This is a genomic window from Leifsonia sp. NPDC080035, from assembly GCF_040050925.1.
Taxonomy (GTDB): domain Bacteria; phylum Actinomycetota; class Actinomycetes; order Actinomycetales; family Microbacteriaceae; genus Leifsonia.
Map to the genome: position 1 here is coordinate 891850 of NZ_CP157390.1, position 22024 is coordinate 913873.

A 22024-nucleotide genomic window follows, 5' to 3' on the forward strand; every position below is an offset into this window, starting at 1 on the left:
GGTATTCGGCGAGTTCTCAGTAGGACAGGCCGTGACCGAACCGGTAGAGCGGGTCCGCGGTGTCGAACGGCACGTCGGGGCGACCGGCCCTGACCGCATCCATCGACGACGGCAGGTCCATGGGCAGCCGGCCCTGCGGGGCCGCCGCGCCGAACAGCACGTCGAGCAGCGCGCGCTGGTTCGCGCCGAAGTCGCCGGCGATCGCGGCGGCGTCCTCCGCGAACGGGGTGAGGATGGCCGGGCGGTCCAGAAGCACCTGCAGCACCGTCGGGACGGCGCGGGCGACGGCGAGGACCTCCTCCACGGTGTCGGCCGGGAAGTCGAGCGAGCCCGCGTGGAAGAAGTTCTCGAACACGGTCGCCCGCTGCTCGTACGGCGCGTGCAGCCGCAGCAGGGCGACGTCCGCCTCCTCCGGCCGGTCGACCACGGTCGCGTACTCGCCGGCGATCGCCTCGTCGAAGCCCTGCACGAAGACCTTCGCGCCACGGGCCACGGGGAGCACGCCGTCGTTCTTGAGCAGCGTGACGGAGGCGCGCTGCGCGTCCTCCCCCGCCGCGACGAACTCGGGGCTGCCGACGATCGCGCCGGCACGGGCAGGATCAACGGTCGGTGTGTGTCGAAGAGCCCGAGCCGGAACTTCTCACGCAGCAGCCGTCGCGCCGAGACGTCGATCCGCTCCTCGGAGATCTCGCCGTCGCGCACCAGCTCGACCAGCAGGCCGGGGATCGACTCGCCGCCGAACTGGTCGGCGCCCGCCTCGATGACCTTCCGCATCCGCTCGCGGGGGCTCAGGTGCTCGACGCCCCAGGCGCGCGCGGGGAACGGCTGACCGGCGATGTCCACGTCGCTGATCAGGCCCCAGTCGGTGCAGACGATCCCCTCGAACCCGAACCGCTCGCGGAGCAGGCCGGTGATCACGGACCTGTTGAACCCGAAGCCGACCTCCTCGTACTCGGTGCCGACGGGCATCCCGTAGTAGGGCATGATCTGGCTGGTCCCGGCCTCGAACGCGGCCTCGAACGGCTTCAGGTGCGCCTCGAACGCGCCGCCGGGATAGACCTGCTCGCGCCCGTACGGGAAGTGCGGGTCCTCGCCGTCCTTCTGCGGGCCGCCGCCGGGGAAGTGCTTGGTCATCGTCGCGACCGAGTCCGGCCCGAGCTCGGCGCCCTGGAATCCGCGGATGTAGGCGGCGCCGAGCCGGGAGGTGAGGTCGGGATCCTCGCCGAAGGTGGCGACCTGCCGCGCCCAGCGCGCCTCCGTCGCCAGGTCGATCTGCGGGTGCAGAGCGACGCGGATGCCGACCGCGGTGTACTCCTGGCGCGCGATGTCGGCGAACCGCTCGACGAGGGCCTCGTCGCCGATCGCGGCGAGGCCCAGCGCCTCCGGCCACTGCGAGAACGGGCCCGCCATGATCGCGGCGCCGGGGTTGTCACTGAACGAGTGCCGGGGGTCGGTGGAGAGCGTCACGGGGATGCCGAGGCGGGTGTCCGCCGCGAGCTCCTGCAGGCGGTTGTGCCACCGCGCCATCTGCTCGGCGGTGCTCGCCGCCCCGAAGACGTTGAAGTGCGTCATGTGGCGGCCGCGCACCATCTCGTCGGTGTCGAGGATGCCGAACGACGGGTCGGCCCCGGCGAGCTCGCCGTCCTTCCCGATCATGATCATCGTCTGGAAGAACAGGCCCGCCTTCTCCTCCAGCGTCATCTGCCGCAGCAGGTTCTCGACGCGCTCGTCGATGGGGAGGCCGGGGTCGCGGTAGCGGGTGTCCACGGTCTGGTCGGTGTCGGTCATTCGCACTCCTTCGGGCGTCACGTGACGGTCGTCACGATCATAAACCGAACAGTGCTAGGTTTTTGCCGCGAGAAGAAGGCCCCAGCGGAGGGCACAATCGGAGCGTGACGTCATCGCCGGGAAGCCGCTCCCTCGCCCCCCTCTACCTCGCGGGGTTCACCACCGCGTTCGGTGCGCACGGCGTGGCGACGGCGCTCGGCGTCGAGGCGGGCGAACTCGGGATAGGCCTGCTGACGTTCGGGTTCGTGCTGGCCCTGTACGACCTGGCGGAGGTCGTGCTCAAGCCGGTCTTCGGGGCGCTGAGCGACCGGATCGGGGTGAAACCGGTGATCGTCGGCGGCCTCGTGGCGTTCGTCGTCGCGTCATCCATCGCGATCGTCAGCCCGACGCCGCTCGTGATCGCCATCGCGCGGCTCGGCCAGGGCGCCGCGGCGTCCGCCTTCTCCCCCGCATCCTCCAGCGCCGTCGCGCGCCTGGCGGGGAAGGAGCGGCTCGGTCGCTACTTCGGCCGCTACGGCGCGTGGAAGAGCGTCGGCTACGCGGCCGGACCGCTTCTCGGGGCCGGCCTCGTCGGCGTGGGCGGCATCGGTGCGCTCTCGCTCGCTCTCGCGGTGCTGGCGGCCGTGGCCGCACTGTGGGTCGCACTCGCCGTTCCCGCCCTGCCCGTGCTCCCGCGCCCGCGTTACACACTCGCGGACCTGGTTCGGCAGACCACCGACCGCGGCTTCCTGCTGCCGACGCTCGCGCTCGCGGCGACGACCGGCCTGCTCGGCGTCGCCGTCGGTTACCTGCCGCTGCTCGCGACGCGCGCCGGTCTTCCCGCCCTGGTGAGCGGTGCGGCCGTCGCTCTGATCGCGGTCGTGTCCGCCGTGTCCCAACCGCTCGTCGGACGTGCTCACGATCGAGGCCGGCTCGCGGCCCGCGTCGGCGTCGCCTCCGCACTCGCCGTCGGCAGCGTCGCCCTCGTTCTGATGGTCTGGGCGCATCCGGTCGCGATCTTCGTCGCCGCGCTGCTCGTCGGGCTGACCGTCGGCGTGGCCACACCGCTCGCCTACGCCCATCTCGCCGCGACGACGCCGGAGGAACGGATGGGCCGCACCATGGGCAACGCGGAGCTCGGGCGCGAGGTGGGCGACGCGGGCGGGCCCCTCCTGGTCGGAGCGATCGGCGCCGCCGCCGGGCTGCCGCTCGGGCTGGGCGCACTGGCGGCCCTCACGGCCGCCTCCGCGGTCGCGTCAGCCACCTGGCTGCGCTAGGCGTAGCCGCCTCCGGCGCCGAGGGCGTGAAAAGCCCGCACCGGCAGCGGGGGAACTGCCGGTGCGGGCGGTCGGAGGGACGGGTCAGCCGACGCCCTCGAGGGCGTCCGTCTCGGTGTTGCCGATGTTCTGGATCACCTGCGGCCGGCGGCGCGCGAGGTAGACGAACCAGCCGACCGCGGCGACGATCGTCAGCAGGAACAGGTAGGGGATGACGTTCAGCGGGAACGCGGGCACCGGCCAGACGTTGGCGAAGAACACGTAGGCCATCGCGGCGACCGCGACCACGGCGCACACCCAGACCAGCGTGTTGGGGATTCCGGCGCGGCGGGTGTACGCGATGCACGCGATGGCGACCAGCGCATAGGCGACCATGTAGCCGTAGGTGCCGTAGGTGTCCACCCAGACCGTGATGTCCATCGGGTCGGAGCCGACCAGCAGCAGGATCACGTCGAGCAGGATGGCGGCGGGGCCGGCGACCAGCAGCACGCGGTGCGGGGTGAGGTGGCGCTCGTGGGTGCGGCCGAAGCGCTCCGGGAGGACGCCCTCCTTGCCCATCACGTACATGACGCGGCCGACGACGTTCAGCGGGGCGACGACGACGGCGAAGAAGGACGCGCCGACGCCGAAGGTCAGGATGGGCGCGAACCAGGACGGCATCCCGATCAGCTTCGCGATGTCCTCCAGCGGGCTGGCGCTGGTGGCCAGGCCGTCGTGCAGCACGGCGATCTGCGTGTACGCGGCGAACACGTAGAGCACGCCGACCACGACGGCGCTCCAGATGATGGCGCGCGGGATGGCCGTGTACGGGTTCTTCGCCTCGCGGCCGAGCGCGTCAGCCGACGAGAAGCCGACGAAGCCGAGGATGCCGAGCACCATGCCGGCGGCGACGCCCTGGAACGGGGCGCCCTTCGCGAACACCTGCGCCGGGTCCCACGCCGCCGGTCCTGCCCAGACGAGCGCGGCGATGAGCAGGATGGTGATGATGGTGACCGAGACCAGCTCCAGCACCAGCGAGACGCGCGCCGAGAGGCGGATGCCGCGGATGGTGAAGAGCGTGGCGAGACCGCCGAGCACGATCGCGAGCGCGATGTACCAGCCGGGTCCGCCGGCGGGGACGCCGAGCAGCACCAGGAACTGGTTGAAGTAGGACACCGCACCGCCGAGCGAGCCCGCGGCGATACCCCAGCAGCCGATGACCAGCGAGACGCCGGCGAGGTAGGCGCCGGTGGGGCCGAGGCCCTTCGCGACGTACGTGTAGAGCGACCCGGCCGAGGCGTGCTTGCGGGCGAACACCACGACGCAGTAGCCGACGCAGAGGATGACGATGGTGGCGAGCACGAACGAGTAGATCGTGCCGTTGCCGGCGCCGATGAAGATCGACGCGGCGGTGAAGGCGATGACGGCGCTGGGCGCGATGTTGGCGATGGCCTGAGCGGCGAGCTCTGGCCCGCTCATCACGCCGCGCCGCAGGCCGGCGTCGGTGGGGCTGTCCGCCCGGGTGGTCGTTGTCATGGCTGGCTCTCCAGTGAGTCGGGTGGGGCTTCCGATGGGGGTGGGATGGAGCGGGAACTGCGGGTGCAACGGGTGCTACGGGTCCTACGGGATGAGCAGGGTGCGCAGGACCGAGCCCTTCTCGAGGTCGTCGAAGGCGTCGGCGGCCTCGGCGAGGGGGCGCCGGCCCGAGATCAGCGGGTCGAGCTTGAGCTGGCCGTCCATGTAGCGGTCCACCAGCGCGGGGATGTCGATGGAGGGGCGCACCGAGCCGTAGTTGGAGCCGAGGATGCGCTGGTCCGCCTCCGCGAGCACGAGCGGCTCGAACGAGGCCTTCGCGCCCGTCGGCGGCAGGCCGACGATGACGGCGGCGCCGCCGAGGCCGAGCATCCGGATGGCCTGCTCGGTGGTGGAGGTGCGGCCGATCGCGTCGAAGGCGTAGTCCACGCCGTCCGGGATGAGCTCGAAGAGCTGGTCGACCGCGTCCGCCTGCGAGGCGTCGATGCGGTCGGTGGCGCCGAACTGGAGCGCCATCTGGGTCTTGTCGGCGAGCACATCGATCGCGACGATGCGCTCGGCGCCTGCGAGCTTCGCGCCCTGGACGACATTGAGGCCGACGCCGCCGCAGCCGATCACGGCGACGGTCGAGCCGGGCTCGACGGCGGCCGTGTTCAGGACAGCGCCGACGCCGGTGGCGACCGCGCAGCCGACGACGGCGATCACGTCGAGCGGCGCGTCGTCGCGCACCTTGACGGCGCCGGAGGCCGGGACGACGACCTCCTCGGCGAACGAGGAGACGCCGAGGTAGTGGTGCACCTGCTCGCCGTCGCGGGACAGCCGCGAGGTGCCGTCGAAGAGGACGCCCTTGGGCGCGACGACCGTGGCGACCTTCTGGCAGCGCGCCTCGTGGCCGGAGCGGCAGTACCGGCACTCGCCGCACGGCGGCACCCAGCTGAGGACGACGTGGTCGCCGACGGCGAGCGAGGTGACCCCGTCGCCGAGCTCGGTGACGACGCCGGAGCCCTCGTGTCCCATCACCAGCGGGGCAGGGGCGTCCCACTCGCCGCGCTTGACGTGCAGGTCGGAGTGGCAGACGCCGGCGGCGGCGATCTTCACGCGGACCTCGCCGGGGCCCGGTGCCGCGAGCTCGACGTCGGTGTACTCGATCGGGGACGACGGGTCGCGGAAGACGACGGCCTTCATGGTGCTCCTCAGGTGTTCGTGTCCGGCGGGTTCGGGACCTCGCTCGATGCTAGGAAGCCGGAGCGCGGACTGTCATTCGACAAAACTGTGGACGCGGGTGCTCGGGATCGACATTCCGTACACTTGGCGGGTGACCCGCGACATCGCCTCCATCGTCCGTTCCCTCGGCGGCGAGCTCGTCGACGGGCCCAGAACGCCCGGAACGCCGGTGGACGAGGTGGTGGGGCTCGACGACTTCTCGGTGGTGGGGCACCCCGGCTTCGCGACCCTCGTGGTCGTGCCGGGGCGGCGTCTCGCCGACGCCCTCGGCGACGGGTCGCCGAGGGCCGCGTCGCTGCGGCAGGCGGTGCTGGTGACGCACGCCGGGGGTGCGGCCGCCCGGCGGACGGTCGAGGCGGCCGGCGCAACGGCCATCCTCGGCGCAGGCCCCTCCGACGAGCTGCTGGCGCCCCTGCTCACCGCGCTGCTGGCAGTCGACCAGGCGGCGGAGGACCGCGCGGTGACCACGGCGATGAAGGTGCTGACGCTTGCGGCACGGCGCGGCGGAGCATCGGGCGTCGTCGCGGAGCTGGCCCACCGCATCGACGGCTGGGCGGTGCTGCTCGACCGGCACGGGCAGGTCATCACCACGGCGGGCGCGGGCGGCCTGCACATCCAGGATGCGATCGCCGTCGCCCTCGGCCGCCCGGTGCGCGTGCGGCATCGCGGCCTCCAGGTGCACGCGGTGGGACCCGGCGAGGACCTCTCCGCGCAGCTCGTGGTCAGCTCGCGCACCGAGGCGTCGAGCCGGGCGCGCGAGCTCGGCTCGCAGGCCGCGGCGCTGCTCGACCTGCTGCTGCGCACGGACGACCCGACCCGCACCGAGCGGCTCGGGCGGGCCGTGATGGTGGATGCGCTGCTCGGCGGCGGCGACGCCGCTCCCGCCCTGCTGCGCAAGTGGGGCGTCCACGAGACCTCGCTGACGGGGTTCGTGCTGACGGCGCGCTCGGCCTCGGTCGAGGTGGAGCGCCTGGTGTCGCACTGGCTGGACGAGCTCGGCGCTGCGCACATCCACACCGCCGACCGCGGGACGGTCACCGGGTTCCTGCGCGACGACCACGTGGATGCCCTCGCGTCGCGGGTGGACGCGTACTCGTCCGCGATGTTCCTCGGCATCGGCTCGCCCGCGCCGACCGACGCGCTGGGCCGCAGCGCCGCCGAGGCGCGCCAGGCGGTCGAGGCGGCGCGGGCGGAGGGACGGCGCGTCGTGCGCTACCGGACCATCCCCACGGTGCAGTACGTGATCGACCGGCTGGGCGACGGGGATGCGCGCCGGGTGGCGCACCTGCTCGATCCGCTCCGCGAGGCCGGCGGCGAGCACGACGGCGAGCACGGCGAGCTGACCGAGACGCTGCGGGTGTACCTGGCGGAGAACGGCGCGTGGGGCGTGACGGCGGAGCGCCTCGGCGTGCACCGGCAGACGCTCACCGCGCGCATCCACCGCGTCGAGGAGCTGACGGGACTCTCGATGGCGGACGCCGACGACCGCACCGCGGCATGGCTGGCCCTGCGCGCGCTCGCCTTGATGACGCCGAGGAGTGAGTAGATGCCGCTATTCCGCGTTCGATGAGGGCGTCTTCTCACCTCTCACCAAACGACCTCGTTACGCGTTCGCGGCGACGACCTCCAGCAACGCCTCGCCGTAGGCCTCGCGCTTCTTCGCACCGATGCCGCTGATGCCGTCGAGGTCGGCCATGCTCGCCGGGCGCGCGGACGCCACGGCACGCAGGGTCGCGTCGCCGAAGACGATGTAGGCGGGAACGCCCTGCTCGCGCGCCTGCCCGGCCCGCCACGAGCGCAGCGCCTCGAAGAGCGGCTGGTCGCCGGGCGCGAGATCGGCCGCGACGGTGCTGCGCGAGGACCGCGACGCGCGTTCCGGCCGGTCGGGCTCGCGGCGGAGCACCACCTGACGCTCCCCGGAGAGCACGGCGGCGCTCGCGGGGGTCAGCGTCAGCACGCCGTACTCCCCCTCCGGCTTCAGCAGCTCCTGCGCGATCAGCTGGCGGACCACGCCGCGCCACTGGCTCTCGTTCAGGTCCTCGCCGATGCCCCACGTCGCGAGGGCGTCGTGACCGTACTGCTCGACGCGAGCGGTGCGCTTGCCGCGCAGGATGTCGACGAGGTGGCCGGCACCGAAACGCTGGTTCCGCTCGCGCTTCAGCCGCACCACGGTGGAGAGCAGCTTCTGCGCGGGGACCGTGCCGTCCCAGCTCTCCGGCGGGGTGAGGCAGGTGTCGCAGTTGCCGCACGGCTCCGCGCGCTGGCCGAAGTAGTTCAGCAGGTTGACGCGGCGGCACTGCACCGTCTCGCAGAGCGCGAGCATCGCATCCAGGTGCTGCGTCATCCGCCGCCGGTGCGCCAGGTCGCCCGGGGAGTCGTCGATCATCCTGCGCTGCTGCACGACGTCCTGCAGGCCGTAGGCGAGCCAGGCGGTGGACGGCAGGCCGTCGCGTCCGGCGCGACCGGTCTCCTGGTAGTAGCCCTCGACCGACTTGGGCAGGTCGACGTGCGCGACGAACCGCACATCCGGCTTGTCGATCCCCATGCCGAACGCGATGGTCGCCACCACGATCACGCCGTCCTCGCGCAGGAACCGGGACTGGGTCTGCGCGCGCAGCCGCGCGTCGAGACCGGCGTGGTACGGCAGGGCGGTCAGGCCGCGGGAGGACAGGAACTCCGCCGTCCGCTCGACGGAGTTGCGGGAGAGCGCGTAGACGATGCCCGCCTCACCGGGATGCTCGACCGTGATGAAGTCCAGCAGTTGCTTGCGCACCTCCGCCTTCGGCACGATGCGGTACTGGATGTTCGGCCGGTCGAAGTCGGAGACGAAGTGCTCCGCCTGCTCCAGCCTCAGGCGCTCGGTCAGCTCCTTGTGCGTCGCCTCGGTCGCGGTGGCGGTGAGCGCGATGCGCGGCACGTCCGGCCAACGCTCGGCGAGCTCGGACAGGGCGAGGTAGTCGGGCCGGAAGTCGTGCCCCCACTGCGAGACGCAGTGGGCCTCGTCGATGGCGAACAGGGCGATGCGGCCGCGCTCGAGGAAGCGCTTGGTCGCCTCGCTGGAGAGTCGCTCGGGGGCGACGTAGAGGATGTCCAGCTCGCCCGCGAGGTACGCCCGCTCGACGGTGGCGCGCTGCGCCGGGTCCTGTGTGGAGTTCAGGAATGCGGCCCGGACGCCGACCGCGGTCAGCGCATCCACCTGGTCCTGCATGAGCGCGATCAGCGGCGAGACGACCACGCCGGTGCCCTCGCGCACGAGCGACGGGATCTGGTAGCAAAGCGACTTGCCGCCGCCGGTCGGCATGAGCACGACGGCGTCTCCGCCGGACACCACGCGGTCGATGATGGCGGCCTGCTGGCCGCGGAACGAGTCGTAGCCGAAGACGGCCCGCAGCGCCTCGGCGGGATCGGCGAACCGCGGCGGGGTCGCGCGGATCACGGGCGCAGCCGGCGCTGCAGGCGCTGCAGGCGCGGCGCGCGTGCCGGCGGCAGACATGGCCGGGGCACCGGGCACCGCCGTCGCCCACCCGCCGTCGGCGTACGGGTCGTCCGCGAAGTCCGGCGGCGGCGGCTCCTCGTCGAGGGGCGGCGCGTCCCGGTCGTCGGGCACCCAGGTGTTCCAGCTCATCCCTCGATCGTAACGACCGCGTCCGACGCGAGCCTGGGACGCGGGCGCCCTGTGGATAACCCGCCGAGCCGCACGGTAGCATCGGCGCATGCGCCGGCTGATCGTGACCGAGTTCCTGAGCCTTGACGGCGTCGTCGAGGCGCCGGGCGGCGAGGCCGGACATCCGCACGCCGGCTGGACCATCCCGTACGGCGCGGACGACCTCTTCGCGTACAAGCTGCGGGAGACGCAGGAGGCGGAGTCCCTGCTGCTCGGCAGGCGGACGTTCGAGCAGTTCGCCGAGGCGTGGCCCGGCCGCGACGGCGCCTTCGCGGAGAAGATGAACGCGATGCCGAAGACCGTGGTCACCACCCGCACCGACGAGCTCGGCTGGAGGGCCGAACGGCTCGACGCCCCGGGCGGGGTGCGCGCGGGGGTGGCCGCGCTCAAGGATGCCGACGGCGGCCCGATCCTGCTCGCGGGCAGCGCGACGCTCGCCCGGTCGCTCATCGTCTGGGGCCTCGTCGACGAGCTGCGGCTGCTTGTCTACCCCGTGCTGCTCGGCGGAGGAAAGCGGATCTTCCCTGACGACCGAGAGAAGTGGGCGTTCGAGCTCACCGAACTCGACCGCTTCTCCAGCGGCGCGGTCCTCCACACCTACCGCCTGGCCGGGAGCTGATGCCGGCCGCACTGCTCGGCCTGGTCAGCGCTCTCGTCTACGGGTCGGCCGACTTCGTCGGCGGCGTCGCCTCCCGGCGCATCGGGCCGGTGCGCACCACGGCGACGGGCGCCGTGAGCGGGCTCGTCCTGCTGCTGATCGCACTGCCCTTCGTCGGCGGCGTCTGGTCCGCCTCCGCGGTCGGCTGGGGCGCGCTCTCCGGCGCGGTCGGGACGGTCGCGGTCGCCCTCCTCTACGCGTGCCTCGCGCTCGGGCCGATGAGCATCCTGTCGCCGCTGACGGCCCTGGTGTCCGCGGTCGTGCCGCTGGCGTGGGGTCTCATCGGCGGGGACCGGTTCGCGCCGATCGGCTACGTCGCCCTGGGTCTCGCACTGGTGGCGGTGGTGCTCGTCGGCTTCGTGCCGGAGCGCGGCGCCGTGCGGCCGAGTGGACGCGCGCTGCTGATGGCGGTGGCGGCGGGCGCGCTCATCGGGGTCTTCCTCATCCTCCTCGACCAGACCCCTGCCGACTCCGGACTCGTGCCGCTGATCGCCAACCGCACGGTGAACGGCGCGATCATGTGGACGGTCGTCGGCATCCTGGTCCTGCGTGCCCGCGGCGGAGCCGGCGGCGCCGGGTTCACCCGGCGCGGGGCGGCGCTCGCGGCCGGCGCCGGCCTCCTTGACGCCTCCGCCAACGTGCTCATCCTGCTGGGCCTGCGGATCGGCGAGCTGTCGACGATGTCCGTCCTGGTCGCCCTCTACCCTGCCGGGACCATCCTGCTCGCCGCCTTCGTGCTGCGGGAGCGCATCGCCGCGGTGCAGTGGGTGGGACTGGTACTGGCGATCACCGCGGCCGGGATGCTCTCCGTGGCGTGACGGCCGCGAACGCGCCCCACGCGTACCCTGTACGGGGGACGAACGAAGGGCGCGCCGCAATGACGACACCGCACGATCCGGCAGGGGAGCTGGAGAACCGCCACGAGCACCTGGGCGACGTCAGCCAGTCGGTCCAGGACTTCTCGAGCGAGCAGGAGGGGTACCACAAGACCCTCTCCGCGCGGCAGCTGCAGATGATCGCCATCGGCGGCGCGATCGGAACCGGCCTGTTCCTCGGCGCGGGCGGGCGGCTGGAGCAGGGCGGCCCGCTGCTGGTGCTCGTGTACGCGGTGTGCGGTTTCTTCGCCTTCCTGGTGCTGCGCGCGCTCGGCGAGCTCGTGCTGCACCGTCCGTCGTCCGGCTCGTTCGTGTCGTACGCCCGCGAGTTCTACGGCGAGAAGATGGCGTACGTCGCCGGCTGGATGTACTTCCTCAACTGGGCGATGACGGCGATCGTCGACTCCACCGCCGTCGCGCTCTACGTCAAGTACTGGAGCGCGTTCTCGGCGGTGCCGCAGTGGCTGCTCGCCCTCATCGCGCTCGTGGTCGTGGTCAGCCTCAACCTGATCTCGGTGAAGGTGTTCGGCGAGATGGAGTTCTGGTTCGCGCTGATCAAGGTGGGTGCGCTCGTCGCCTTCCTGGTCGTCGGCATCGTCGTTCTCGCGGCCGGCTGGCCGACCGACGAGGGACCGACGGGCATCGCGATGCTCGCGGCCAACGGCTGGCTGCTCCCGCACGGCGTCGCCACGATCGGCATGGCCATCGTGCTCGTGCAGGGCGTGGTCTTCGCCTACGCGGCCATCGAGCTCGTCGGCATCGCCGCCGGTGAGACCGCGGAGCCGGAGAAGGTCATGCCGCGCGCGATCAACAGCGTGGTGTTCCGCATCGCCGTGTTCTACTGCGGCTCGGTGCTGCTGCTCGCTCTGCTTCTCCCGGCCAGCGCGTACAGCGGGAGCGAGAGCCCGTTCGTCACGTTCTTCAGCCACCTCGGCGGACCGGAGCTGAGCGCGATCGTCGGCTCCGTGATGAACTTCGTCGTGCTGACCGCGGCGCTCTCCAGCCTGAACGCCGGGATGTACTCGACAGGCCGCATCCTGCACTCGATGGCGCAGACCGGTGCCGCCCCCGGCTTCACCGGACGCATGAACACGCGGGGCGTCCCCTACGGCGGCATCCTGCTCACGGCCTGCATCGGCGTGCTCGGCGTCTTCCTCAACCTGGTGGTGCCCGCGGAGGCGTTCAACATCGTCCTGAACGTCGCGTCGCTCGGGATCATCACCAGCTGGGCGATGATCGTGCTCTGCCAGATGCAGCTGCGGCGGTGGGCGCTGCAGGGCAAGATCGCACGGCCGTCGTTCCGGCTGTTCGGGGCGCCGTTCACCGCCTACCTCACCCTGCTGTTCCTGCTCGCGGTGCTGGTGCTGATGGCCTTCGACTACCCGACCGGCACCTGGACGGTGGCCTCGCTGGTCGTCATCATCCCGCTGCTCATCCTCGGCTGGTACGCGCAGCGGTCGCGCATCCTCGAGATCGCGCAGCAGCGGCAGGGCTATACCGGCGCGCACCCCGTGATCGCGGCGCGGCCGCCCCGGCGCCGTCGCCGCGACCGCGGCTGAGCCGGCAACGTTGTAAGGCAAGCCTTACCTCTCCTAGGCTGGTGATGCCATGACGAACACCAGCACCCGCCTCCTGCTCACCTGCGCCGCCATCGGCGTCGCGGGCGGAATCGTGTTCTCGGTGTCCGCCTACATCTCCGGGACCCTCGCCGCCGCCGCGCCCATGTTCTACGGCGCGGTCATCGGCGTCTACTTCCTGCCCGGCGTTGTGGCGCAGGCACTGCTGCGGCGGGGCGGCGTCGCCCTCATCACCTCGGTGATCGCGGGTCTCGTCTCCGTTCCGTTCCAGCCGATCGGCTTCATGGCGGTCATGGCCGCCGGATCCATCGGGCTGCTGCAGGAGGTGCCGTTCGCCGTCACGCTCTACCGGTACTGGAAGGCCTGGCTGTTCTACCTGGCGGTGACGATCGCCGGGCTGCTCTTCGGGCTCGGGGTGTTCGTCGCCCAGGGCGCCGAACAGGCGGCGCCGTGGGTGCAGATCGTGCACGTCGGGCTGTTCGTGGCGAGCCCCATCCTCTTCACCTGGATCGGCCGCACGGTCGCGAAGGGACTCGACCGCACCGGCGCCGGCCGCGGCCTGCAGCTGCCGGTCGTCCGCCCGCGCACTCGCCAGGGCCGCGACCGCGACGCGCTGCCGATGACGGCCGCCTGAGGCCGGGATGCCCGCGACGGCGGCACTCCTGCGTGCGCGCGGCGTGCGCATCCAGCACGACGGCGCCGGCTCGTGGACGCCGGACGGCGTCGACCTCGACGTCGCTCCGGGTGAGGTGCTGCTGGTGCTCGGGCCGAGCGGCTGCGGGAAGTCGACGCTCGCGCTCGCGCTGAACGGGCTCATCCCGCACGCGGTCCCCGCCGTGATCGAGGGGACGGTCACGGTCGGCGGAACGGACACGGCGAGCGCGCGGGTGGCGGAGCTGAGCGAGCACGTCGGGATGGTCTTCCAGGACCCTGACGCCCAGATCGTCACCGGGACCGTGCTCGACGAGGTCTGCTTCGGACCCGAGAACCGGCTGCTGCCGGCCGACGAGGTGCTGCGCAGGGCCGAGGCGGCGTTGCGAGCGGTCGGGCTGTGGGAGCGCAGGGCGGACGACCCTGACACGCTGTCGGGCGGCGGCAAGCAGCGCCTCGCGATCGCCTGCGCACTCGCCCTGGATGCTCCCCTGCTCGTGCTCGACGAGCCGACGGCGAACCTCGACCCGGCCGGTGCGGAGGAGCTCTACGGCATCCTCGCGGACCTGGACCGGGCGATCGTTCTCGTCGAGCACAACCTGGATGCGGCGATGGCGATCGTGGACACGGTGCTCGTGCTCGACGGCGACGCCCGGATGGTGGCCAGCGGCCCCGCGGCCGACGTGCTCCGCTCGCGTGCGGAGGAGCTGCTCGCGTTGGGGGTGTGGCTGCCGACCGCGACGCTCGCCGGACTCCGGCTCCGCCGCGCGGGGGTGCCGATCGAGCCGCTGCCGGTCACGCCGGGCGAGCTGTCGGAGGCGCTGAGCGGACTGCCGGTGGAGGCGTTGGCGGGACTCGGGGCGATGGCGGGTGCCGCGGGGCGTGCCGCGCCAGCCGACCAGGCCGATGCGTCCATCCCCGAGAGCGCCGCCGCGGTCAGCGTGCGGCGCCTCTCCGTCCGCCGCGGCCGACGGGAGGTGCTGCGCGACGTGACGCTCACGGTCCGCCGCGGCGACTTCCTCGCCGTCGTGGGACCGAACGGCGCGGGGAAGACCACGCTCGTCCAGGCGATCGCCGGGCTGCTCCGCGTGCCGCGCGGGACGGTCGTGGCCGACCGCGTCGGCTTCGTCTTCCAGAACCCGGAGCACCAGTTCGTCCGGCACAGCGTGGCGGACGAACTCGCCTTCGGGCTCCGCGGCCTCCCGGCCGACGAGGTCGCCGCCCGGGTGGATGGGATGCTCGCGACGCTCGGACTGGCCGAGCAGCGGGACGCGCATCCCTTCCTGCTCTCCGGCGGCCAGAAGCGCCGGCTCTCTGTCGGAACGGCGCTCATCGCCGGAGCGCCGCTGCTCGTGCTCGACGAGCCCACCTTCGGCCAGGACCGCGCAAGAGCCGCCGAACTGCTCGGGATGCTCGCGCGACTGAACGCCGACGGCACCACCGTCGTCATCGTGACCCACGACCTCGGCCTCGCCGCGGAGTACGCCAGCCACGTCGCGATCGTCGCGGACGGCAGGCTCGCCGCCCACGGGACGGCCGCGGACGTCCTCCGCGACGACCACCTCCTGCGGCGGAACGGCCTGCGACGCCCGCCGCTCGCGACCGCGCTCAGCGCGCCGGGCGTCCCCGATCCGCTCCGGGGCGTCACCCGGCTCCGCGACCTGCCGGGCGGTGACGCGTGACGTTCCTCTCCGCCGACCCGTACGGAACCGGCGCTCCGCCGCGCGGCCGCTTCCTGCACCACCTCAACCCGCTCGCGAAGGTCGCGGCGATCCTGCCCGCGTGGATCGGCCTGCTCTTCACGCGGGACGTGCTGACCCCGCTGATCGCGATCGTGGCCGCGGTGCTGCTGCTGCTCGTGGGGGCGCGACTGCGCGCGGCGGTCGTGGTGGCGCTGCTCGTCGGCATCCCGGTCGTGGTGCTGGTGATGGCGCTGAGCTTCGGGTTCTGGACGGACCCCTCCCGGGTCGCCGACAGCATCCCGCTGTTCACGATCGGCGCGTACACCTACACGGCGGGCGCGTTCGCGATCGGACTGGCGACCGCCCTCCGGCTGACGGCCCTGGTGACGCTCGCCCTCGTCGGCGGGCTGACGACGACCGGGCCGGACCTGGCGCGGGCGCTGGTGGCGCAGCTGCGGGTGCCGTACCGGATCGGCTACACGGCGATCGCGGCGTACCGGTTCCTGCCGCGGTTCCGCAGCGAGCTGGTGGTGATCCGGCAGGCGCAGCGGGTGCGCGGGGTCGGCCGGTTGCGGGGGCCGCTGGAGGCGGTCGTCCCGCTGCTGGCGTCGAGCATCCGGCACGCCGACCGGATGGCGCTCGCGATGGAGTCGCGGGCGTTCGGCGCGCATCCCACCCGCACCGAGCGGACACCGTCCCGCTGGCGCCCCCGCGATACCCTCTTCACCGCCACCCTCTGGCTCCTCACCCTCGCGCTCTTCCTCGCCCCCTGACCCGCACCCCAGGCCGGCGAGCACAGGGAAAGTGCTCCGTTTCAGCGCGAAACGCGACACTTTTCCTGTGCTCGGCGGCCTGCACCGGCGGGAACCGGCGAGGGTCAGGCGGGACGGGCGACCTGTGCGGCCCGCTCGAGGGCGGGAAGGGCGGCGCGCAGCGCCTCCACCTGGTCCGGGTCCAGCTCGTCGAGGATGGCGGCGACGGCGCGCGCTCGGTCCGAGCGGGCGGCGAGCAGCAGCTCGATGCCCTCGTCGGTGCCGGAGACGAAGAACGAGCGGCCGTCGTCCGGATCAGGCGTGCGCTGCACGAGGCCGCGCGATTCCAGATCGGAGACCACCCGCGTGATGGTGGGGGCCGCGACTACCTCGATCGCCGCGATCTCGCTCGGCCGGAGCGGTCCGCGCCGGACGATGGTGGAGAGCGCCGACAGCTGCCCGTGGGAGAGCCCGCCCGTCGCCGAGCGGATGCGGCGGTTCAGCCGTCCGACGGCCAGGGCCAGACGACCGGGGACGTCGTTGTCGCCGGTCGTCGGCCGTCCCGTCAGTCCCGAATCCTCATGCGCGTCCCGCACCGACTTCCTCGCCCTCCTCGTGGGCCGGTCGCACGGACGCGACGGCCTCCTCATGAACATACTTGCCTCCGCCGAGGAACGACGCCACGGCGCCGATGATGCTCATGACCGCGGCCGCGATGAAGACCACCACGAGGCCGTCGTGGAAGGGGCCGGAGATCAGCTGCGGGAAGAACTCCTTGCCCGTCAGGATGCTGCCGTCCACGTGCGGGGCCTGCAGGATCCCGGTCGGGCCGAGCAGGCTCTGGATGGGGTTGTAGCCGAGGAAGGCGGCGAACAGGCTGCCCACCGGCGGGGTGTTCCCGATCTGCGCCGCGATGTTCTGCGGAACGCCGTGCGAGGTCAGCCCGGTGGTCAGGGCGGTCGGCAGCGCGACCGAGAGGCCCGCGATCATCAGCGAGAAGAAGATGCCGATGGAGAGGGAGCTTCCGGCGTTGAGGGCGACTCCAGCCATACCGGATGCGGCGCCGCGCTCGTTCGGCGGCACGCTGTTCATGATCGCCGTGCGGTTCGGCGAGGAGAACAGACCGGAGCCGATGCCGTTCAGGCCGGTGAGCAGGGCGAACTGCCAGTACTCGAAGTTCACCGGGATGAGCAGCAGGCCGACGAAGGTCGCCGCCACGAGCACCAGCCCGACCGTGGCGAACGCGCGCGACCCGAACCGGTCGGACAGCGCGCCGGAGATCGGCCCGGCGATCAGGAAGCCGATCGTGATCGGGAGCATGTAGATGCCCGCCCAGAGCGGCGTCGACTCGTAGCTGTAGCCGTGCAGCGGCAGCCAGATCCCCTGCAGCCAGATGATCAGCATGAACTGCAGTCCGCCTCGGCCGATCGCGGCGAGGAAGCCGGCGAAGATGCCGGAGGAGAAGGCGCGGATGCGGAACAGCCGCATGTCGAACATCGGTGACGGCACCTTCAGCTCGACGAACACGAAGGCGGCGAGCAGCACGAGCCCGCCGATGATCGAGCCGAGCACCCACGGGTTGCCCCAGCCCTGGGAGGAGTCGCCGTAGGGCTGGATGCCGTACGTGATGCCGGTGAGCAGCGCGATCAGGCCGATGCCGAAGGTGGCGTTGCCGAGCCAGTCGATGCGACCGGGGTTCTTCTGACCGACCTCGTGCAGCGACTTGAACGACCAGATGGTACCGATGATGCCGAACGGCACCGACACGAAAAACACCGCGCGCCAGTCGATCTCGGCGAGCACGCCGCCGAGGATGAGGCCGATGAACGATCCCGCGATGGCGGCGACCTGGTTGAGGCCGAGCGCGAAGCCGCGCTTGTTGGCCGGGAACGCGTCGGTGAGGATCGCGGTGGAGTTGGCGAACAGCATCGCGCCGCCGACCCCCTGCACGAACCGCCAGGCGATCAGCCACATCGCGCCCGGTCCCCCGCTGAACGGGTCGAGGCAGAGGGCGATCGCGGCGACGGTGAAGATGACGAAGCCGAGGTTGTAGATGCGCACGCGGCCGAACTGGTCGCCCATCCTGCCGAACATCACGACGAGGACCGCGGTGACGAGCATGTAGCCCATCAGCATCCAGAGCAGGTACGAGACGTTGCCGGGCTCGAGCGGGTTCAGCTTGATGCCGGTGAAGATGGCGGGCAGCGAGATGATGACGATCGACGAGTTGATCGTCGCCATGAGCATGCCGAGCGTGGTGTTCGAGAGCGCCACCCAGCGGTAGTGCGGGTGGTCCTTGGTGAAGATGCCGGTACGGGGCAAGGGGAGGCGTCCTTCGTCGTGCGTTCCGTGGCGGGTGCGGAGAGATCCGGGTGATTTATATGCGTTAACTATATATCCGCGAGAGGCCGCCTGCGGCAGAGATCGGAAGCCGCTTCATGAACGTCGGGGAAATCATGAGGATTCCTCTTGCCGATCGGCAGGGTGTGGAGTAGACCGACCGTGTCACCCACCCCACCAGAAAAGAAGAAGAGGGGAATCATGTCCACAACGACGCCCACCGGTGCGCGCGAGCACGGTGGACCCCAGCCCCGAGGCCTCGAATCCACCCCTGAGTCGAGCTTCGACGGCGGCCGCTACGGCCGCATGTTCCGCGACCTACCGACGTACGACGTGGCCGACGGCTCGCTTGTCGACCTCGGCAAAGCGATGATCCAGCCGCCGGAGCCTGCCAAAGAGCTCGGCGTCCCCGACGAGGACGAGAACACCGCGAAACTCGGGGGCGAACTCCGCCTGCCCGCCGGGTACACCTACTTCGGCCAGTTCATCGATCACGACATCACCTTCGATCCGGCGTCCAGCCTCACCCGGCAGAACGACCCGAACGCCATCGTCAACTTCCGCACGCCGAAGTTCGACCTGGACTCGCTCTACGGCCGCGGACCGTCCGATCAGCCGTACCTCTACTCCGACGGCATCCACCTCGCGCTCGGCCAGTCGGTGTCGGATTCGCTCGGCGGACCGGATCTGCCGCGCGCGGCCAACGGGCGCGCCATCATCGGCGACCCGCGCAACGACGAGAACGTCATCGTCTCGCAGTTGCAGTCCGTGTTCCTGCGCTTCCACAACGCCGTGGTCGATCGCGTCGCGGCCGAGTTCCCCGGCTGGTCGGCGGCCGACCACCTGAAGCACGCGCAGCGGCTTGTGCGCTGGCACTACCAGTGGGCCGTCGTGCACGACTACCTTCCGCGACTGGTCGGCGCCGATGTCGTGGCCGACATCCTGCCCGACGAGGGCTATCTGACCTCACCCGCGACGCACGTCAGCCAGCAGCGCCCGAAGCTGCGGTTCTACCACTACCGGAAGAGCCCGTTCATGCCCCTCGAGTTCAGCGTGGCGGCCTACCGGTTCGGGCACTCGATCGTGCGACCGAGCTACTTCATCAACGGGACCGCCCGCCCCGACCCCGCGATCGACGGGGCGCAGCGCATCCCGATCTTCACTCCGGACATGAGCCACGACCGCGGTGGCCTGAACGGCTTCAAGACGCTGCCCGCGTTCTGGGGAGTGGACTGGACGTTCCTCCTCCCCCGCATCACCGGCTCCGACCCGGCCGACGCCACGCTGCCGCAGCCGAGCTACAAGCTCGACGCGGAGATCGCCACCCCGCTGAGGGCGCTTCCCGCGTCGGTCGCCGCGCCGGAGCTCGTCACGCCCGCCGGCGGTGCCGACCTCGCACAGTCGCTGGCCATCCGCAACCTGCTCCGCGGCAAGCGCCTCGGCCTGCCCTCGGGTGAGGACGTCTCGCGCGCGATGGGCATCGAGCCGCTGACGCCGACCCAGGTCTTCGACGGCGTGCACCTCGCGGAAACGACGGTGGACGACCTGAGCGGACGGACGCCCCTCTGGTACTACATCCTCAAGGAGTCGGAGGTGCGGGCCGCAGGCGAGTGCCTCGGTCCCGTCGGCGGGCGGATCGTGGCGGAGGTGCTCATCGGGCTGCTCGCCGGCGATCACCTGAGCTATCTTTCGGTGGAACCGAACTGGAGGCCGAGCCTCGGGCCCGTTGAGGGAGAGTTCACGCTCTCCGATGTCGTGAATCTCGCGCTGACGGTCGGGTAGCGCGCCTCACGCCACCACCGGCGCGTGCCGCGCGCCGAACAGCCGCAGCGCGAGGAGGTTCCAGAGCCCGGCGAACAGCAGCGCGCCCGCGACGCCGTTGAGGACACCGCCGACGACGTCCGTCGCGTAGTGCACGCCGACGTACAGCCGCGACCAGCAGACCGCGACGACGAACAGCGCGCCGACGATGCCGACGATGGTGCGCGAGAGCATGCCGTGGCACACCATGAGGAGGGCCGTGACGAGGGCGGCGGCGAAGACGACGTGACCGCTCGGGTAGCTGAGCGTCGCGGGGCTGATGTGCAGCGGATGCGTCAGGTCCGTCGTCGTCGGGCGCGGCTGGGCGACGGCGTACTTGACGATCAGGGTGGTGATCCAGCCGAAGCCCGTGACCGCGCAGACCGCGATCGCGAGCCGCCAGCCGCGGAGGAAGACCAGTACGACGAAGACGATGGCCAGCACGACGACCACCACGACAGGATGGTCGAGCTTGTCCAGGACGATCGCCACCGCATCCAGGGCGCCGGAGTGCGTGCGGTTCACAGCCGCGTCGAGGGAGGCGAAGCGCAGCGCGACGACCGCCTTGGCGGCGAACCCGAGCGCGAAGGTCAGGACGAACAGGACGATCGTCCAGATCACCCAGTGCCGGGGGATGCGGAGCAGGGCTGAGGTCACGGGGTCGGTCCTTCCGGGTCGGGAGAGGACCAGTCAACCGCGTTCCCGCTGAGCAGGCTCTAAGAATGGCGCGGGCGGCTACCGCACGATGGTGATCCCGCGCGCCGGGAACGACGCCGGCAGCTCGGCGAGCAGGCTGTAATGCGTGCCGTCCCCGACGTCGGCGCCGCGAAGCCAGGCCCTGCTGTAGCCGGGCGAGCTGGCGTAGTCGACGACGATGAGATCGTGCGGCTCCGATCCGCCGGCGATGGTGACGACGCGCGCGGTGCCGGAGCCGGCGGGGCCGTCGAGCACGGCGCGGTAGCGGCCGTGGACGCCGTCTGCGGGCGACGCGGCATCGAGTTCGGCGGAGGTGATGCGGAGCACGGTGGGGACGGCGATGTCGGTCATGGCGACTCCTTGCGGTGGATGTGGGCGGAACAAGATGTGGGCGGGGAACCGTCATCGGTGTGGGACGGCTCCCCGCCCGGCTCCGGCGGCGCGTGGACGTGCGCCGTGCACTCCGGAGCGGTCGGTCACCAGCGGCGCTCCACCTCCTCGACGTGCCCGAACACGCCGGAGAAGGCGATCTCCTCGCCGGTGAGACGGATGCGGCCCTCGTAGTGGCCGAAGCAGCTGTCGGCGCGGCTCTTGACGATCCACCGGTCGAACAGGTGCTGCGAGTGGTGCTCGGGCCGGAACGTGATCTGGACGTCTGGGCCGGCGATCGTCCACGGCGCCGTCCAGTTCTGCGGGTCGTAACGCCAGTCCAGGTGGTTCTGGATCTTGTGCAGGCGACCGTCCAGCCGCACCCAGTTCTCGGACGACGGCGTGCCGTCCGTCCACTTGCCGCCGAGCTGCAGGCCGAGCGCCCGGCCGTCGCTCGTTCGACCGACGCCGGCGCCCCAGTTCCAGAACGTGAAGTACGGCCAGCGCCCTCGGCCGCGGTCGTGCACGGCAGTCGCGGTGTGCGGCTCGATCCGGTGGGTGACCCCGTCGACGACCGCGACGCCCTCCGCCGCCAGGCTGTTGTCTTTCTTCGTGTATTGGAAGGCGCGCGTGCTCCACGGCACCACGACACCCATCGATTCGTGGTCGGGAGCGGCCAGCACCCGGATGTCCGCCTGGATGCGCGGGGACTCCGCCTGGATGCGCGTCCCGGTCCCCTGCGGAGTGAAACGCACCAGCACGTCCTTCCGGCGCGCCTCCATCGGCGCGGTGTTGTGCTCGTCGCGCATCCCGCCCGGTCCCGGGAACCAGGTGTTTCCGCCCTGGCGGATCTCGGCGTAGCGCTCGCGGTCTGCGAAGGTCGCCGACACGTTCGCGCGGTAGTCGTGGTGCGAGATGTTGAAGGTGAGGATGGCGTCCGGCGTGGTGATCGCCCAGTACTCGAAGCGCTTGTTGCGGCCCCAGCCGGGCAGCCCGGTGCGGTGCAGCGCCCTCCGCGTCCAGCCGACGGCGTCGGGGTTGAGGGCGCCGTCCGGACGGCACAGATCGACGGGCACGACGATCTCGCGCTCGGCGATCCTCTCGCCTCCGGGCGCGACGGCGCGCAGGGGTAGTCTCACGGGAACCTCTCTCTCGCGGGTGCGGTGTTGTGCGCGGCGAC

General features: G+C 71.7%; 17 protein-coding genes and 1 pseudogene. 9 read left to right on the top strand and 9 right to left on the bottom strand.

The window, feature by feature from the left end; translation table 11 throughout:
* Window positions 1–16: 16 nt before the first annotated feature.
* A pseudogene (locus AAME72_RS04320) lies at window positions 17–1788 on the bottom strand (glycoside hydrolase family 3 N-terminal domain-containing protein).
* A 104-nt stretch (window positions 1789–1892) separates the two neighbouring features.
* Between AAME72_RS04320 and AAME72_RS04325 the strand changes: the two are divergent.
* Window positions 1893–3044 (top strand): MFS transporter, encoded by a 1152-nt coding sequence (locus tag AAME72_RS04325; protein ID WP_348789006.1) that lies wholly within the window; start codon window positions 1893–1895, stop codon window positions 3042–3044.
* A gap of 84 nt (window positions 3045–3128) precedes the next feature.
* On the opposite strand, the gene AAME72_RS04330 is transcribed toward AAME72_RS04325, so the two are convergent.
* Both AAME72_RS04330 and AAME72_RS04335 read right to left on the bottom strand, forming a co-directional pair.
* Window positions 3129–4559, bottom strand: coding sequence for an APC family permease (locus tag AAME72_RS04330; protein ID WP_348789007.1), 1431 nt, complete (start codon window positions 4557–4559; stop codon window positions 3129–3131).
* Between the two features lie 84 nt (window positions 4560–4643).
* Complete coding sequence (locus AAME72_RS04335) at window positions 4644–5741, bottom strand: Zn-dependent alcohol dehydrogenase (RefSeq protein ID WP_348789008.1); 1098 nt, start codon at window positions 5739–5741, stop codon at window positions 4644–4646.
* A 130-nt stretch (window positions 5742–5871) separates the two neighbouring features.
* Between AAME72_RS04335 and AAME72_RS04340 the strand changes: the two genes are divergently transcribed.
* Window positions 5872–7326: a helix-turn-helix domain-containing protein gene (locus AAME72_RS04340; protein ID WP_348789009.1), complete on the top strand. Its 1455-nt coding sequence runs from the start codon at window positions 5872–5874 to the stop codon at window positions 7324–7326.
* Between the two features lie 57 nt (window positions 7327–7383).
* Here the strand turns inward: AAME72_RS04340 and recQ are convergent, their stop codons facing one another.
* Window positions 7384–9405 carry a DNA helicase RecQ gene (recQ, locus tag AAME72_RS04345; protein ID WP_348789010.1) on the bottom strand — a complete coding sequence of 674 codons (2022 nt, stop codon included), beginning with the start codon at window positions 9403–9405 and terminating at the stop codon, window positions 7384–7386.
* An 88-nt stretch (window positions 9406–9493) separates the two neighbouring features.
* Here recQ and AAME72_RS04350 point away from each other — a divergent pair, with 88 nt between their 5' ends.
* From AAME72_RS04350 to AAME72_RS04375, 6 genes are read left to right on the top strand one after another with little or no spacing between them, the layout of a single operon-like run.
* Window positions 9494–10063, top strand: a complete 570-nt coding sequence (locus AAME72_RS04350; protein WP_348789011.1) for a dihydrofolate reductase family protein — start codon at window positions 9494–9496, stop codon at window positions 10061–10063.
* Window positions 10063–10920 (top strand): DMT family transporter, encoded by an 858-nt coding sequence (locus AAME72_RS04355; protein ID WP_348789012.1) that lies wholly within the window; start codon window positions 10063–10065, stop codon window positions 10918–10920. Before AAME72_RS04350 ends, AAME72_RS04355 begins: the two co-directional genes overlap by 1 nt.
* A gap of 59 nt (window positions 10921–10979) precedes the next feature.
* On the top strand, window positions 10980–12536 hold the full coding sequence (locus AAME72_RS04360) for an amino acid permease (RefSeq protein ID WP_348789013.1): 1557 nt from the start codon (window positions 10980–10982) through the stop codon (window positions 12534–12536).
* A 49-nt stretch (window positions 12537–12585) separates the two neighbouring features.
* On the top strand, window positions 12586–13188 hold the full coding sequence (locus tag AAME72_RS04365) for an ECF transporter S component (protein ID WP_348789014.1): 603 nt from the start codon (window positions 12586–12588) through the stop codon (window positions 13186–13188).
* A gap of 7 nt (window positions 13189–13195) precedes the next feature.
* Window positions 13196–14887: an ABC transporter ATP-binding protein gene (locus tag AAME72_RS04370; RefSeq protein WP_348789015.1), complete on the top strand. Its 1692-nt coding sequence runs from the start codon at window positions 13196–13198 to the stop codon at window positions 14885–14887.
* A complete protein-coding gene (locus tag AAME72_RS04375; RefSeq protein ID WP_348789016.1) occupies window positions 14884–15660 on the top strand; it encodes an energy-coupling factor transporter transmembrane component T in 777 nt (258 codons plus the stop codon). The genes AAME72_RS04370 and AAME72_RS04375 overlap by 4 nt, the downstream gene beginning before the upstream one ends.
* A gap of 104 nt (window positions 15661–15764) precedes the next feature.
* Here AAME72_RS04375 and AAME72_RS04380 read toward each other — a convergent pair whose 3' ends face one another.
* Complete coding sequence (locus AAME72_RS04380) at window positions 15765–16235, bottom strand: MarR family transcriptional regulator (protein ID WP_348789017.1); 471 nt, start codon at window positions 16233–16235, stop codon at window positions 15765–15767.
* Window positions 16219–17961 (bottom strand): MFS transporter, encoded by a 1743-nt coding sequence (locus tag AAME72_RS04385; RefSeq protein ID WP_348789018.1) that lies wholly within the window; start codon window positions 17959–17961, stop codon window positions 16219–16221. Before AAME72_RS04385 ends, AAME72_RS04380 begins: the two co-directional genes overlap by 17 nt.
* Before the next feature lie 219 nt (window positions 17962–18180).
* Here AAME72_RS04385 and AAME72_RS04390 point away from each other — a divergent pair, with 219 nt between their 5' ends.
* Window positions 18181–19761: a heme peroxidase family protein gene (locus AAME72_RS04390; RefSeq protein ID WP_348789019.1), complete on the top strand. Its 1581-nt coding sequence runs from the start codon at window positions 18181–18183 to the stop codon at window positions 19759–19761.
* Window positions 19762–19767: 6 nt separating this feature from the next.
* On the opposite strand, the gene AAME72_RS04395 is transcribed toward AAME72_RS04390, so the two are convergent.
* The 3 genes from AAME72_RS04395 to AAME72_RS04405 all read right to left on the bottom strand — a co-directional run bounded on the left by AAME72_RS04395 (window position 19768) and on the right by AAME72_RS04405 (window position 21983).
* A complete protein-coding gene (locus AAME72_RS04395) occupies window positions 19768–20436 on the bottom strand; it encodes a phosphatase PAP2 family protein (RefSeq protein ID WP_348789020.1) in 669 nt (222 codons plus the stop codon).
* Window positions 20437–20514: 78 nt separating this feature from the next.
* Entirely contained in the window at window positions 20515–20826 is a 312-nt protein-coding gene (locus tag AAME72_RS04400; RefSeq protein WP_348789021.1) for a hypothetical protein, read from the bottom strand.
* 125 nt (window positions 20827–20951) lie between these two features.
* Window positions 20952–21983 carry a DUF2804 domain-containing protein gene (locus AAME72_RS04405; protein ID WP_348789022.1) on the bottom strand — a complete coding sequence of 344 codons (1032 nt, stop codon included), beginning with the start codon at window positions 21981–21983 and terminating at the stop codon, window positions 20952–20954.
* Window positions 21984–22024 lie beyond the last annotated feature (41 nt).

Bases quoted from the DNA above. Each gene is read 5' to 3' on its own strand.
- AAME72_RS04390 (WP_348789019.1), top strand. From the start codon at position 18,181: ATGTCCACAACGACGCCCACCGGTGCGCGCGAGCACGGTGGACCCCAG.
- AAME72_RS04355 (WP_348789012.1), top strand. From the start codon at position 10,063: ATGCCGGCCGCACTGCTCGGCCTGGTCAGCGCTCTCGTCTACGGGTCG.
- AAME72_RS04360 (WP_348789013.1), top strand. From the start codon at position 10,980: ATGACGACACCGCACGATCCGGCAGGGGAGCTGGAGAACCGCCACGAG.
- AAME72_RS04400 (WP_348789021.1), bottom strand. From the start codon at position 20,826: ATGACCGACATCGCCGTCCCCACCGTGCTCCGCATCACCTCCGCCGAA.
- AAME72_RS04335 (WP_348789008.1), bottom strand. From the start codon at position 5,741: ATGAAGGCCGTCGTCTTCCGCGACCCGTCGTCCCCGATCGAGTACACC.
- AAME72_RS04330 (WP_348789007.1), bottom strand. From the start codon at position 4,559: ATGACAACGACCACCCGGGCGGACAGCCCCACCGACGCCGGCCTGCGG.
- recQ (WP_348789010.1), bottom strand. From the start codon at position 9,405: ATGAGCTGGAACACCTGGGTGCCCGACGACCGGGACGCGCCGCCCCTC.
- AAME72_RS04370 (WP_348789015.1), top strand. From the start codon at position 13,196: ATGCCCGCGACGGCGGCACTCCTGCGTGCGCGCGGCGTGCGCATCCAG.
- AAME72_RS04350 (WP_348789011.1), top strand. From the start codon at position 9,494: ATGCGCCGGCTGATCGTGACCGAGTTCCTGAGCCTTGACGGCGTCGTC.
- AAME72_RS04365 (WP_348789014.1), top strand. From the start codon at position 12,586: ATGACGAACACCAGCACCCGCCTCCTGCTCACCTGCGCCGCCATCGGC.